Origin of the sequence: Lacibacterium aquatile (assembly GCF_042683105.1) — a bacterium.
Taxonomy (GTDB): Bacteria; Pseudomonadota; Alphaproteobacteria; order Elsterales; family Elsteraceae; genus Lacibacterium; species Lacibacterium aquatile.
Genome location: NZ_JBHUIP010000012.1, coordinates 369,476 through 382,225, shown reverse-complemented (window position 1 = coordinate 382,225; position 12,750 = coordinate 369,476). Strand labels below are relative to the sequence as shown.

Genomic DNA, 12,750 nt, shown 5'->3' with positions numbered 1-12,750 from the left:
GGCGTTGCCTCTATTTGTTTTCGAAGAACCAGGGCTCGCGCTTGGCGGCGTCTGCCCACTCCTTCATCGCCGGATGTTCGACCATGGCCGCAACATAGGCCTGGGCGTCGTCGGGTAGATCCGGCTGATAGGTCTGGAAGCGGAAGGCGACCGGAGCGAACATCGCATCGGCGATCGTGAATTTGCCGAAGAGGAACGGACCCGCTTCCCCGAACCGGCCGCGGGCATCGCGCCAGGCGGCCGTGATGCGGTTGATATCGGCCTGGACCTCGGTGGTCAGCCCCTGGCCAGCGTAACGCTCGCGCACATCCATGGGCATATTCTGGCGCAGGGCGACAAAACCCGAATGCATCTCGGCCGCGAGCGAGCGGGCGACGGCGCGCGTCAGCGGGTCGGTCGGCCACAGACCGGCGTCAGGCGCCTGCTCGGCCACCCATTCGCAGATCGCCAGACTGTCCCAGATCGCGGTGTCGCCGATCTTCAGGCCGGGCAGCTTGCCCGACGGGGTGTGGCGCAGGATGTCCTGCTTGGTCGTCGGTTCGCGCAGGGGAATGAGGACTTCCTCGAACGCGATGCCTGCGACCTTCAGCGCCAGCCAGGGGCGTAGCGACCAGGACGAATAATTTTTATTGCCGATGAAGAGCGTTAGGGCGGTCACGGAGTGGATCGCTCCTTCAAGGTTAGGATTGGCTGATCAGGGCAGAAGAGCCCTGCTTGAGGCATTTAAGCATACGGCCGGTCTTGGCGACCGGGTCGGGTTGCGCCATTCTACGGTTCTGGACCGCGCCTGCAACTGGCGTGTCTTGTTCATCGGTCAGCAAACAGGTTTGACAGCATCATGGAACTTGCGCTTCTGACGGCCGCCGATAAGGCTGCCCAGCTGCATCTCGTCACCAAATCCGGCCTTTCTTCCCTTGATCCGGCTTGGAAAGCCCATGCCGATCTGGCGGGCTTCACCGGCGATGCCGGTACGGTCCTGGCCTTGCCCGGTGGTGGCTTCCTGGCCGGGGTTGCGGAAGGCGACACCAGCGAGGCGCTGGTCTTTGCCCTTGGCGGTCTGCCCGATGCCCTGCCTGCCGGTGACTATCGCCTGGCGGTCGAACCGGATAGCGATGCCGCATCCGCCTATGCGCTGTCCTGGGCACTGGGTGCCTATGGCTTCACCCGTTACAAGAAGCGCAAGAAAGAAGCCGCCCGTCTGCTCTGGCCTGCCAAGGCCGATCAGAAGCGTGTCACCGCGATTGCCGAGGCGATCCACCAGGGTCGGGACCTCATCAACACCCCGGCGGGCGATCTGGGTCCGAAGGAACTGGCGGAAGTCGCCCGCGGCATCGCTGCCCGATTCGGCGCCGAGTTTTCGGTGATCGTCGGCGACGAGTTGCTGGACCGTGGCTATCCCGCCGTCCATGCCGTGGGCCGGGCTGCTGCCAATGCGCCGCGCCTGATCGATATCCGCTGGGGCAATCCCGACCACAAGAAGATCACGCTGGTCGGCAAGGGCGTCTGCTTCGATAGCGGCGGTCTGGATATCAAGCCGGCCTCCGGCATGATCAACATGAAGAAGGACATGGGGGGTGGGGCCGCCGTCCTGACGCTCGGTCAGATCATCATGGCCCTGGGCCTGCCGGTGCGCCTGCGTGTTCTGGTTCCTGCGGTCGAGAATGCGATCTCCGGTAATGCCTTCCGTCCCTGGGACGTGCTGCAGACCCGCAAAGGCCTGACGGTCGAGGTTGGCAATACCGATGCCGAAGGCCGCCTGATCCTGTGCGACGCTTTGGCCGAGGGCGATTCGGAAAAGCCCGATCTGATGATCAATTGTGCGACCCTGACCGGCGCTGCCCGCGTCGCCCTGGGAACTGAGCTGCCGGCTCTCTTCACCCGCCATGACGATCTGGCGGAAAAGATCCTGGCCGCCGGGACCAAGGTTGCCGACCCGCTATGGCGTCTGCCGCTCTGGCCCGGTTATCGCCGCCAGATGGACAGCAAGGTCGCGGATCTATCCTCGACCGGTGAAGGTGCCTTCGGCGGTGCGATCAACGCGGCGATCTATCTGGCCGAATTTGTCGAGCCCACGACCCGTTGGGCGCATATCGACATGTATGGCTGGAATGCCCGCACCCGTCCTGGCCGCCCGGAAGGCGGCGAGGTGATGGTGGTGCGTGCGCTGCTCGCAATGATCGAAGGCGAAGTCGCCTAACGCCCTATATTAGAGATGGTCGCCAGCGTTCCGTTGGCGGCCATCTTATCCAAGGCATCCTGCCAACGCTGGATCTCCGCATCGGGAATATCGGGCGAGGCGAGAATATAGCCGTCGATCGACCCGACGACATGCTTGACCTCGAACGCATCGAAGCGATTGCCGGTACGTGCCAGCATGGCACTCAGGACATCCGGGCTGCTGCACCAGAGCGGGGAGCGCCCACCGACGAACTTGCGGGCGTTCGTCAGTTCGTCCATCGCGGTTTCGAGATTGTGGGCCTGCAGGCCTGTCAGCAGCTCGTGGCAGGGACCCTTGGCCTGCACCAAAATATTGGCGTGATCCAGGATTTCCGACCAGGACGCCTCGGGCCCCTTGCGGCCCAGCAGGACCAGCTTGGTCTTCAGGATCGGGCCGATCCATTTGAAGCGATGTTCGCGGTCCGCCGTCCGGGCGCCGACAAATAACATCGTGTCCGGACCTGCGGCGGTTTCCTCCAGTGCGCGGTGCCAGGGCAGCACCTCAATCGATACAGTCTCGCCCAGACTAGCGGCCAGGGCACGGACCACCGCAGTGGCTGATCCAATGACTATGCCGTTCTTCGTGTAATTATAGGGCGGAAACTCTTCAGTCAAAAACTGTAGGGCCTGGGTCGAGCTGCCGGAGCCGATCAAGAAAACCGGCGCCAGAATGGCGATGCGCAGGAATTTTCCAAACATGGTCATTGCGGCTTGATTGTTCGGTCAGGCTGAAGGTTTCAAAATTTACGCTTTCTTTACAGAAAAACGTTTTATTTCGCACCTGCAAAAACGACATGGCGCGCGACCAGCTGCCGCATGGGGTTTTTTTGCATCACCAAATCCCGCACACTCCTTTCAAAGGGCCGTTAGAGCCCATACCAAGGGAGAGAGATATGGCCGAGCGTCTGGCGGGAGCGCGTGAGCGTGCCTTGAGCGATCCGAAGGGCTATTGGGGGGAAGCGGCGCGCGCCATCGACTGGTTCAAGCCCGCTGAGGAAATCCTCGATACAAGCAATCCGCCCTTCTACCGCTGGTTTGTGGGTGCCGAAACCAATGTCTGCCACAATGCCCTCGACCGCCATGTGGCGGCGGGTCGGGGCGATCAGGCGGCCCTGATCTACGATAGCGCCATGACCGGCAAGGTCCGCAGCTACACCTATGCCGAACTGACCGATGCGGTTGCCCGACTTGCCGGAGCCCTCGCGCAGCTGGGGGTCGAAAAGGGCGACCGGGTGCTGATCTATATGCCGATGGTAGCCGAAGCGGCGATGGCGATGCTGGCCTGCGCGCGTTTGGGTGCAGTGCACTCTGTCGTCTTTGGCGGGTTCGCCGCGACCGAGCTGAAGACGCGGATCGAGGCTGCCAAACCCAAGGTCATCCTGGCCGCCTCCTGCGGGTTGGAGCCGGGACGGATTGTCCCCTACAAGCCATTGCTCGATGCCGCGCTGGCGATGGCGACCCACAAGCCCGATGCCTGCCTGATCCTCCAGCGCCCCGAAGCCTTGGCCGACCTCGGACCAAAAGATCACGACTGGGCAAAGCTGGTTGCTGGCGCTTCGCCAGCTGCTTGCGTGCCGGTCAAGGCGACCGACCCGCTCTATATCCTCTATACCTCCGGCACCACCGGCATCCCCAAGGGCGTGGTGCGCGATGCGGGCGGCTATATGGTCGCGCTGGTCTGGAGCATGAAGAACATCTATGGCATTGAGGCGGGGGAGGTGATGTTCACCGCCTCCGACGTCGGCTGGGTCGTGGGCCATTCCTATATCGTCTATGCCCCGCTGCTGGCGGGTTGCACCTCGGTCCTCTACGAGGGCAAGCCGGTGGGGACACCCGATGCGGGGGCTTTCTGGCGGGCGATCCAGCAGCATAAGGTGAAAGCCCTCTTCACCGCGCCGACCGCCTTCCGTGCGATCAAGAAGGAAGATCCGACAGGATCGCTGCTAAAGAACTACGATCTTTCCCACTTCAAGACGCTGTTCCTGGCGGGAGAGCGCTGCGACCCCGATACGCTCCATTGGGCGGAAAAGCTGCTGAAGGTGCCGGTGGTCGACCATTGGTGGCAGACCGAAACCGGCTGGCCGATCTGTGCCAACTGCGTCGGCCTCGATCCGCTGCCCGTCAAGCCGGGATCGCCGACCACGGCGGTGCCGGGCTGGGATGTGCAGGTGCTGGACGAGAACCGGCAACCCGCCAAACCGGGCGAGATCGGCGCGCTGGTGATCAAGCTGCCGCTGCCGCCCGGCGCCTTGCCGACCCTCTGGCAGAACGACGAGGGCTATCAGCGCTCCTACCTTGCCGACTATCCCGGTTACTACAAGACGGGTGACGCCGGGTTTATCGACGAAGATGGCTATGTCTTCGTGATGAGCCGCACCGACGATCTGATCAATGTCGCCGGTCATCGCCTGTCGACAGGACAGATGGAGGAGGTGCTGGCGGGCCATCCCGATGTCGCCGAATGCGCGGTCATGGGGGTTGCCGATACTATCAAGGGGCAGGTGCCCCTGGGGTTGATGGTGCTGAAGGCCGGGGTGTCGCGCGATCCGGCGGAGATTGCCAGGGAAGCGGTGGCGCTGATCCGCGAGAAGATCGGCCCGGTTGCGGCCTTCAAGACGGCCATCGTGGTGAAGCGCCTGCCCAAGACGCGGTCGGGCAAGATCCTGCGCGGCACCATGCAGAAGATCGCGGATGCGCAGGACTGGAAGATGCCCGCCACCATCGACGATCCGGCGATCCTGGAGGAAATCACTGACAGCCTGCGCATGATCGGTTATGCCAACCGGACTTAAAGCCGGAGAGAAGAAGACATGCAGTTGCAGGGTAACGTCGCCATCGTCACGGGGGCCGCGCAGGGTATCGGTCGCGCCATCGCCGAAGCTTTCCTGAAGGAAGGTGCGCAGGTCGTACTGGCCGATATCGATCCCAAGGGGGCCGATACCGCCGCCGCGCTTGGCGAAAACGCCCTGTTCGTGAAGGCCGATGTCGGCGCTGCTGCCGATTGTACTGCCCTTGTGGAAGCGGCGGTCGAAGCCTTTGGTCGGGTCGATATCCTTGTGAATAATGCCGCCATCATCCATACCGCCGACTTCCTCGACCTCAAGGAAGAGGATTTCGACCGGGTGCTGCGGGTGAACACCAAGGGTTCGTTCCTGATGGGGCAGGCCGCCGCCCGCCAGATGGTGAAACAGGGTGAGGGCGGCAATATCATCAACATGAGCTCGGTCAACGGCCTCATGGCGATCCCCAATCAGACGCCCTACAATGTCTCCAAAGGCGCGATCAACCAGCTGACCCGCAATATGGCGCTGGCCCTGGCCCCCCATAATATCCGCGTGAATGCCATCGGCCCCGGCTCGATCATGACCGACCTGCTGAAGGTGGTGATGGATTCCGAAGAAGTGCGCCAGCGCATCCTGGGCCGCACCCCGCTGGGCCGCTGCGGCGAGGTGGAGGAAATCGCCTCCATCGCGGTGTTCCTGGCAGCAGCGGCATCGAGCTATGTCACCGGTCAGATCATCTATGCCGATGGTGGCCGGATGGCGCTGAACTATACGGTGCCGGTTTCGGAGTAGGCAGCAACCTAAGTCGCCTCAAAAAAGCACTGTCATCCCGCACTTGATGCGGGATCTTGTGTGGCCGGGCTCCGTAGAGGTGTTTCGACTTGATCCGGCTACGCGAGACTTTGGATCCAAGTCCGGGGTGACGAGTTTTTTGGGATGATCGAATGAGACACCTGTCCATAGCCCTTGCCCTTTGCCTGCTCGCATCCCCGGCTTTCGCGCAGTCGAAGGTGCCGTTTGTCGGGTGTGAGTCAGATGGGCGGGAGACTCTGGCGCCCCCGATCCGGGCGACGGATCTGCCCCACGTATCCGGAAATATCGCGGGTCGCTTGGCTTACTACGGGTCGACAGAAATCGGTGTGTTGGCCCCGGTCGGATGGTTTTGTAGGGGTGTTCACGGAATAACGGGTGTGAGGGTTGTCGTCACTCCGGAAGCCTTGCCTGCCGATTGGACCACAGATAAGCCAATCACAGGGGCTGCAATCCAAGTGCGCCGGTCCTTTGGAGCGCCTAGCCGGTTCGAGATTGCAAAGATTGCCGCGAGGTATTTTCCGCTGGCGGAAGGTTACGTCGAGGAGGTCATCGATGAAGGGATCTATCCAAAGGAGGATTTTCCTTCGGCGCCTTTTCCAAAAGATAAGACCATCAGGCGAAGCGAGACGGTGGTTGAATTTATAACCCCTCCTAACGTCCAGGGCATGGGGACAACTGGTGCAAGCCCGTTGCAGATGAATGCCGACCCTATCCAGGGCGTCGCGATCATCCTTCCCGATCAAGATATGGATTTGCTGATGGTGCATATGCGCCTGCCAGCAAAATTGAGAGACCTTGCCGGTGCAATCCTCGCTGGGGTTGAGAATAATCTCGCTGCCGGTGGCGTGGACTAGGCAGTATCGTCTTATAGCTGCCGCAGTGATGCGGAATCCTCTGAAGGGTAGGAAACGCAGGAACCGGTGTCATGAAACTGCCTCCCCTTATCCTCGCCTCTGCCTTGCTGGCCCTGCCGGCTGCAGCACAGTCCAAACTCCCCTTCGTCGGATGCCCGGCCGATGGGCAGACGGGACCCATCGATGGGCCATCGGCCATGGCAAACCTGCCTGACGTCCCGGCCGAGATGGTGGAGAAGCTCGCTTATTACGCCACCACCAACGTCGGGGTGCTGGCGCCGCGTGGCTGGTCCTGCTTTGGACTGAATGGGTCGAACGGGGCGATCCTGCTGGTGACGCCGACGCCCATCAAAGATCCTTTCGGCACGCAAGTGTCTGGGCCGGTGGTGCAGGTGTCGCGCACTCCTGGCACCGCCGCCGGGCGGATCGATGTGGCCGAGGTCGCGGCGCGGCTTTTTCCGGTGGCGGCAGATTTTGTGAAGTCGGCGGCGGCAGCCTCGGAGGCCGAGGGTCTGAAGGTGACGCTGCCGACCGGCCCCTATCCCAAGGACAGGCTGAACCGGCGCAGCGATACGATTGTCGAATTCATCACGCCGGGAAATGAGGTCGGCCAGGGCACCGCCGGGCGCATTGTCAAATCCGCCGATCCGATCCTGGGTGCGGCGGTGCTGCTGCCGAACGAGAATATGAACCTCATCCAGGTGCAGGTGCGCCTGCCTGCCGATCTGCGCGATCTGGCGCCGACCATTGTGGTGACGGTTGAGACTAATCTGGCGGCGGGAGGGGGGTAGGGGGTCCCATAAAACTTGTCATCCTCGGATCAAGTCCGAGGATGACGGCAGTTAGAGTCACGCCCGCCCCAGAAACTCCATCAGCGCTTCGATCTCGGTGCCATAGCTGCGATCACCCGCATAGGCCGGGATGAACTTCCGCACCTCTGCCCGTAAAGCCTCGACCTGGGCGCCCGGCGTCTCCCCCCGCTGGTCGATGGCGGCGAGGGCGGTATAGAGCTCGCAGGCCAGCAGCCTGTCGGTCAGGCCCATCAGCGACACCAGCCGGTCCAGGGCCGGGATGGCCATCGTCATGGCATCTTCCTGCCCGAACGAACTATCGGCATGCATCAGGCTGGGCGGCACGCTCTGCGCCTTGACCTGGGCGGCGAAGGCGAGGGCGGCCTTATGGATCGCGACCATCCCGGCATCCAGCCCCGGCTTCAGGGCCAGTTGCGGCGAAAGCCCTGTATAGCGGGCATCGAGCAGCCGTTGCAGCCGCCGTTCCGACAGCAGGGCCGCCTGGGCCAGAGCCAAAGCTGTGGCTTCGATAGCGGCGGTCATGGCGGCGCCATGGAAGTTCCCGCAGTGGAGCAAGCGATCCTCGGACGGGATGCGCCCCAGCACAAACGCCGGATTATCACCCACCGCCTGCATCTCGGTCAGGATCGCCGCTTCCAGCGTATCGAGTGCCAGAAGCAGGCTGCCATGGATCTGAGGGATGACGCGGAAGGAGACCGGCGCCTGCCGCTTCTGCCGCGTGATGGCAGAGCCTTTGACGGCGGCAAGAATGGCGGCTGCCACCTCCTCCATGCCGGGCTCGGGGCGCAGCAGGGCGACGGCGGGATCATAGGGCTCCAGCGGCGCGGCAAGCCCTTCGATAGCGGCGCTGGCCACCAGAGTCAGGCGGTCCCACAGACGGCGTAGGCCGCGCAGATGGTGGTAGGCGAGGGCAGGGGCGACCGCGATCCCATTGATCAGCGCGATGCCTTCTTTGGGGCGCGGATCATAGAGGGGATGGCCCTTGGCGCGCAGCCAGCTGGCGGCGGAGACTGCAACTCCACCCTCTAAAATGCGGCCTTCACCCAGCAGCGTCTGGGCCAGATGGGTCAGCGGCACGATCTCGCCCGCCATGCCATGCCCTTCGGCCGGGATATAAGGGGTCATGCCGTCGTTGAGAGCCAACACCAGCCGCCCGCAGAGCGCGGGGGTGACGGCGGTGGCACCGGACAGGAACTGGGAGAGCTTGATCAGCATCGCGCCGCGTGCGACTTCCCCCGGCATCGGTGGCCCGAAGGCGACCGCGCGCCCCAGCAGGATCTGGCGGGGCAGGGCGGCTATATCTTCGTCCGACAGATCGGTCTTGGAGAGGGCGCCAAGACCCGTATTCACGCCATAACAGACGACGCCGGTCGCCAGATGCGACATGAAGCGCACCCGGTGCAGGGTGACGCGAGCGAGGGCATCTTCGGTGATCTCGACCTGGGCGCCGCCATAGACGACCGCCTCATAGACTTCCGGCGTCAGGCTTTCTGGGCCATGGAGGGTAACGCTCATGCCAGCGGGAAATGGCAGGCGACCGTGCGCCCATCGCTTAAAGCGGCGAGCGCCGGATTATCGGTCTTGCAGCGCTCCTGCACCATCGGGCAGCGGGTGCGGAACTGGCAGCCGGAGGGGCGGTTGTAGGGGCTGGGCACGTCGCCTTCCAGAACTTCATGTTTGCGGGTCCGGTGCGGATCGATCTCCGGATTGGCGGCCAGCAAAGCCCGCGTATAGGGATGGGCCGGGGCCGCGAAGATCGATTTTGTCGAACCCGTTTCGACAAGACGGCCAAGGTACAGCACCGCCACATCGTCTGTCACGGTGCGCACGACATTGAGATTATGGCTGACCATCAGATAGGTGAGCGACAGGCGTGTCTGCAACTCGTCCATCAGGTTCAGCAGATCACCCTGGATCGAGACGTCGAGACCCGCAGTCGGCTCGTCCGCCACCACCAGTTTGGGCTCCAGGATCAGGGCGCGGGCGATGCCGACACGCCGGGCCTGACCGCCTGAGAGCTGGTGGGGATATTTCTCCAGATGATCGGGACGCAGGCCGATGGCGCGCATCAGTTCCTCGACCCTGGGCCAATGTTGCTTCAGCGGCAGGTCATGGATCTTCAGCGGTTCCTCCAGCGCCTTGCGGATCGTCATGCGCGGCGACAGGGAGGAGGCGGGGTCCTGGAAAATCATCTGGGTCTGACGGCGGAACCAGCCCTTGTCGGCGCGTTGCAGCTTCTGCACATCGCGTCCGTCATAGAGGACGGACCCGGCGCTGGGTTCCTGCAGGCCCAGCACGACCTTGCTGATCGTGGTCTTGCCGGACCCGCTTTCGCCCACAAGGCCCAAGGTAGTCCCGGCACGGACATTGAAGCTGACCCCTTCGACGGCCCGGACCGAGCCAAAGGTAACGTCGAGATCGCGGATCTCGATCAGCGCGCTCATGCCAGCACACAGGCGGCACGATGGCCGGGTTCGATTTCACGGAACAGTGGCACGCCAGACCGGCAGGTCTCGATGGCCCGCTCGCAGCGGTCGGCATAGATGCAGGCGTTGGGAACGTTGATCACGCTCGGCACCTGTCCGGGGATCGAGCGCAGGGGGGCGTGGCGTTCGGCCTCGGACCCAACCTCGCAGGCCAGCAGGGCGGCGGTATAGGGATGGGCTGGATGCTCGAACAGGCGCGTGCTCGGCGCAACCTCCGCCGGGCGGCCCGCGTACATGACGGCAACGCTGTCGCAAAGGGATGAGACGACGGCCAGCGAATGGGAGATGAAGAGCATGGAGCCGGAGAAGATCTCCCGCACTTCCTCGAACAGCTTCACGATCTGGGCTTCGATGGTGACGTCCAGGGCCGTGGTGGGCTCGTCCGCGATCAGCAATTCGGGTTCGGTCAGCAAGGCCATCGCGATCATGATGCGCTGACGCATGCCGCCCGAAAACTCGTGCGGATATTGCGTCAGGCGTCGCTTGGGGTCGGGGATGCCGACCTTGGCCATCATGTCGACCGCACGCTCCAGCAGTTCCCGCTTGGAGGCTTTTGGCCAGCGGCCGCGCTGGGCGTCGGCAAGCTGGGTCCCGATGGTGAAGACCGGATTGAGCGCGGTCATCGGGTCCTGGAAGATCATTGCGATCCGCTGCCCGCGCACCCGCGCCATCTCGGCATCCGACAGCTTCAGAAGATCGGTGTCGCCCAGGCGGATCTCGCCGCGCAAAGCCGCAAGGTTACCGGGCAGCAGACGCATGATGGCGGAGGCCAGGGTCGACTTGCCGCTGCCGCTTTCGCCGACGACACCCATGATGGCGCCGCGCGGAATATCGAGGTCGACCCCGCGCAACACCTGGGCGATGCCGCTGCGGGTGTGGAAATCGACGTCGAGCGACCGGATGGACAGAAGGGGTGCTTCGCTCATCAGTGACGACCTTTGAGCTTGGGGTCGATGGCATCGCGCAAGGCTTCACCGAACAGGGTGAAAGCCAGGGTCGCGATGGTGAGGAACAGGCCGGAGAACACGACCGGCCAGACCGACTGGCTGAGGTTCACATAGCCATCGTTGAGTAGAGTTCCCCAACTGGCGGCAGGCGGTGGGACGCCCACACCCAGGAAGGACAGACCGGCTTCGATGGTGATGACGACCGGGATATCCATGCTCGCCAGCACCACCAGAGGCCCCATGATATTGGGGATGATGTGATGGAAGAGGATACGGATCCGCCCGGCCCCCAGCACCCGCTCGGCTTCCAGGAACGGTGCATTCTTCAAGGATAACGTCTGTGCCCGCGCCACCCGGCCGAAATGGGGAATCAGGGTGATGGCGACGATCAGCACCACCTTCTCCAGCCCCGGCCCCAGCAGCGCGACGATGGCGAGGGCGAAGATCAGGCTGGGGAAGGAGTTGATGATATCGAACGCCATCAGGATGATCTTGGCGATCCAGGCTGGCGCATAGGCGGCGGCCACCCCCAGCAGGATACCCGCGATGAGGGCGATGCCGATGGTGGACAGGGCGACGACGAGCGCGATCTGGGTGCCATAGAGCAGGCGTGAGAAGAGATCGCGGCCCAGCTGATCGGTTCCCATGATATGGGTCCAGCTCGGGGCGGCGAAGCGCTCCATGACGCTCAGTTTGGTCGGGGAATAGGGCGCCAACCACTGCGGCGCGATCCCCATGATCAGGATCAGGACCACCAGGATCAGGCCGATACGGCCGGTGGGATGGTGCCAGACGTTCTTTAGAATTTCTCCCATTATGCACCGCCCGACTTTTTGGCGCCGCGCATACGGGGATCGATCCAGGCATAGGACATATCGACCAGGATATTCGTCAGAACGAACAACGCGACCACGACCAGCACGCCCGCCTGCACGATGGGGTAATTGCGCGACTGGATCGCGTCATAGACCAGGGTGCCGAGGCCGGGGCGCGCGAAGATGATCTCGGCGAAGATGGCGCCACCCAGCAACCGGCCGATGCCCATGCCGAGGATCGACACGGTGGGGATCGCGGCGTTCTTCAGGGCGTATTTATAGATGATCCGGCGGCTTGGCTGGCCATAGGCGCGGGCGGTCCGGATATAGGGCTCGCCGAGCACTTCCAGCAGGGAGGAGCGCACGAGACGCGCGATATAGCCGACCCAGGTCAGGGCCAGCGAAAGCGTCGGCAGGATGAGGCGCAGCAGCTGATCGCCGATGGTGGGATTGTTACCGATGCCAAGCACCGGCAGCCAGTCGAGCCAGATGGAGAAGATCAGCAGCAGATAGATCGCAATGACGAAATTCGGCATCGCGATGAAGCTGACTGACACCACGGCGCCGATCTTGTCGCCCAGGCTGCCCGGATGGGTCGCGGCGTAACAACCGAGCGGCAGGCCAATCAGAATGGCAACGCCCATCGAGCTGAAGGTCAAGACGATGGTATAGGGCAGCACATCCAGCACCATGCCCAGGATCGGGCGGCCACTGATGATATCGGTGCCAAGGTCGCCCCGCAGGATCTGACCGAAGAAGCGCAGCAGGCGCTCATGCAGCGGCAGATCCAGGCCAAGGCGCTGAGAAAAAGCGGCAATCGTTTCGGCAGAGGCACGCGGCCCCAGCAGCACCTCGGCAGGATTGCCCGGCACCAGCAAGGTCAGCGCAAATAGCAGAACGATAGCGGCGGCCACGACCATCGCGCCGCCACCTAGGCGAACAACGAATTGTCGGAGCACCGGCGAGAAACCGGACATGAACCCTCCTGATCGGACCAGCCCCCGCGATTATGTCAATGAATCG

General features: G+C 63.2%; 12 protein-coding genes. 5 read left to right on the top strand and 7 right to left on the bottom strand.

What is annotated here, in order from left to right; genetic code table 11:
• Nucleotides 1-10 precede the first annotated feature (10 nt).
• A complete protein-coding gene (locus ACFSM5_RS13395; RefSeq protein WP_379876935.1) occupies nucleotides 11-658 on the bottom strand; it encodes a glutathione S-transferase family protein in 648 nt (215 codons plus the stop codon).
• A gap of 180 nt (nucleotides 659-838) precedes the next feature.
• On the opposite strand from ACFSM5_RS13395, the gene ACFSM5_RS13390 reads away from it, so the two are divergent.
• On the top strand, nucleotides 839-2,197 hold the full coding sequence (locus ACFSM5_RS13390; protein WP_379876934.1) for a leucyl aminopeptidase family protein: 1,359 nt from the start codon (nucleotides 839-841) through the stop codon (nucleotides 2,195-2,197).
• On the opposite strand, the gene ACFSM5_RS13385 is transcribed toward ACFSM5_RS13390, so the two are convergent.
• The gene (locus ACFSM5_RS13385) at nucleotides 2,194-2,922 is read right to left on the bottom strand and encodes a substrate-binding periplasmic protein (RefSeq protein WP_379876933.1); all 729 of its coding nucleotides are present in this window, start codon (nucleotides 2,920-2,922) and stop codon (nucleotides 2,194-2,196) included. The two genes, ACFSM5_RS13390 and ACFSM5_RS13385, sit on opposite strands and share 4 nt — an antisense overlap.
• A 188-nt stretch (nucleotides 2,923-3,110) precedes the next feature.
• Between ACFSM5_RS13385 and ACFSM5_RS13380 the strand changes: the two genes are divergently transcribed.
• The 4 genes from ACFSM5_RS13380 to ACFSM5_RS13365 all read left to right on the top strand — a co-directional run bounded on the left by ACFSM5_RS13380 (nucleotide 3,111) and on the right by ACFSM5_RS13365 (nucleotide 7,458).
• Complete coding sequence (locus ACFSM5_RS13380) at nucleotides 3,111-5,009, top strand: propionyl-CoA synthetase (RefSeq protein ID WP_379876932.1); 1,899 nt, start codon at nucleotides 3,111-3,113, stop codon at nucleotides 5,007-5,009.
• An 18-nt stretch (nucleotides 5,010-5,027) separates the two neighbouring features.
• On the top strand, nucleotides 5,028-5,792 hold the full coding sequence (locus tag ACFSM5_RS13375; protein WP_379876931.1) for an SDR family NAD(P)-dependent oxidoreductase: 765 nt from the start codon (nucleotides 5,028-5,030) through the stop codon (nucleotides 5,790-5,792).
• A 398-nt stretch (nucleotides 5,793-6,190) separates the two neighbouring features.
• Nucleotides 6,191-6,667 carry a hypothetical protein gene (locus ACFSM5_RS13370; RefSeq protein WP_379876930.1) on the top strand — a complete coding sequence of 159 codons (477 nt, stop codon included), beginning with the start codon at nucleotides 6,191-6,193 and terminating at the stop codon, nucleotides 6,665-6,667.
• Between the two features lie 71 nt (nucleotides 6,668-6,738).
• Nucleotides 6,739-7,458 carry a hypothetical protein gene (locus ACFSM5_RS13365; protein WP_379876929.1) on the top strand — a complete coding sequence of 240 codons (720 nt, stop codon included), beginning with the start codon at nucleotides 6,739-6,741 and terminating at the stop codon, nucleotides 7,456-7,458.
• 57 nt (nucleotides 7,459-7,515) lie between these two features.
• Here the strand turns inward: ACFSM5_RS13365 and ACFSM5_RS13360 are convergent, their stop codons facing one another.
• The 5 genes from ACFSM5_RS13360 to ACFSM5_RS13340 are packed head-to-tail and all read right to left on the bottom strand — an operon-like array spanning nucleotide 7,516 to nucleotide 12,704.
• Nucleotides 7,516-8,994 carry an aromatic amino acid lyase gene (locus tag ACFSM5_RS13360; RefSeq protein WP_379876928.1) on the bottom strand — a complete coding sequence of 493 codons (1,479 nt, stop codon included), beginning with the start codon at nucleotides 8,992-8,994 and terminating at the stop codon, nucleotides 7,516-7,518.
• On the bottom strand, nucleotides 8,991-9,923 hold the full coding sequence (locus ACFSM5_RS13355) for an ABC transporter ATP-binding protein (RefSeq protein WP_379876927.1): 933 nt from the start codon (nucleotides 9,921-9,923) through the stop codon (nucleotides 8,991-8,993). The genes ACFSM5_RS13360 and ACFSM5_RS13355 overlap by 4 nt, the downstream gene beginning before the upstream one ends.
• Entirely contained in the window at nucleotides 9,920-10,891 is a 972-nt protein-coding gene (locus tag ACFSM5_RS13350) for an ABC transporter ATP-binding protein (protein WP_379876926.1), read from the bottom strand. The genes ACFSM5_RS13355 and ACFSM5_RS13350 overlap by 4 nt, the downstream gene beginning before the upstream one ends.
• Nucleotides 10,891-11,727, bottom strand: a complete 837-nt coding sequence (locus tag ACFSM5_RS13345) for an ABC transporter permease (protein ID WP_379876925.1) — start codon at nucleotides 11,725-11,727, stop codon at nucleotides 10,891-10,893. Before ACFSM5_RS13345 ends, ACFSM5_RS13350 begins: the two co-directional genes overlap by 1 nt.
• On the bottom strand, nucleotides 11,727-12,704 hold the full coding sequence (locus ACFSM5_RS13340) for an ABC transporter permease (protein WP_379876924.1): 978 nt from the start codon (nucleotides 12,702-12,704) through the stop codon (nucleotides 11,727-11,729). The genes ACFSM5_RS13345 and ACFSM5_RS13340 overlap by 1 nt, the downstream gene beginning before the upstream one ends.
• Between the last annotated feature and the right edge of the window lie 46 nt (nucleotides 12,705-12,750).

Excerpts from the sequence above, each read along its gene's own strand:
- ACFSM5_RS13390 (WP_379876934.1), top strand. The coding sequence starts at position 839 with ATGGAACTTGCGCTTCTGACGGCCGCCGATAAGGCTGCCCAGCTGCAT.
- ACFSM5_RS13385 (WP_379876933.1), bottom strand. The coding sequence starts at position 2,922 with ATGACCATGTTTGGAAAATTCCTGCGCATCGCCATTCTGGCGCCGGTT.
- ACFSM5_RS13380 (WP_379876932.1), top strand. The coding sequence starts at position 3,111 with ATGGCCGAGCGTCTGGCGGGAGCGCGTGAGCGTGCCTTGAGCGATCCG.
- ACFSM5_RS13375 (WP_379876931.1), top strand. The coding sequence starts at position 5,028 with ATGCAGTTGCAGGGTAACGTCGCCATCGTCACGGGGGCCGCGCAGGGT.
- ACFSM5_RS13365 (WP_379876929.1), top strand. The coding sequence starts at position 6,739 with ATGAAACTGCCTCCCCTTATCCTCGCCTCTGCCTTGCTGGCCCTGCCG.
- ACFSM5_RS13360 (WP_379876928.1), bottom strand. The coding sequence starts at position 8,994 with ATGAGCGTTACCCTCCATGGCCCAGAAAGCCTGACGCCGGAAGTCTAT.
- ACFSM5_RS13355 (WP_379876927.1), bottom strand. The coding sequence starts at position 9,923 with ATGAGCGCGCTGATCGAGATCCGCGATCTCGACGTTACCTTTGGCTCG.
- ACFSM5_RS13350 (WP_379876926.1), bottom strand. The coding sequence starts at position 10,891 with ATGAGCGAAGCACCCCTTCTGTCCATCCGGTCGCTCGACGTCGATTTC.
- ACFSM5_RS13345 (WP_379876925.1), bottom strand. The coding sequence starts at position 11,727 with ATGGGAGAAATTCTAAAGAACGTCTGGCACCATCCCACCGGCCGTATC.
- ACFSM5_RS13340 (WP_379876924.1), bottom strand. The coding sequence starts at position 12,704 with ATGTCCGGTTTCTCGCCGGTGCTCCGACAATTCGTTGTTCGCCTAGGT.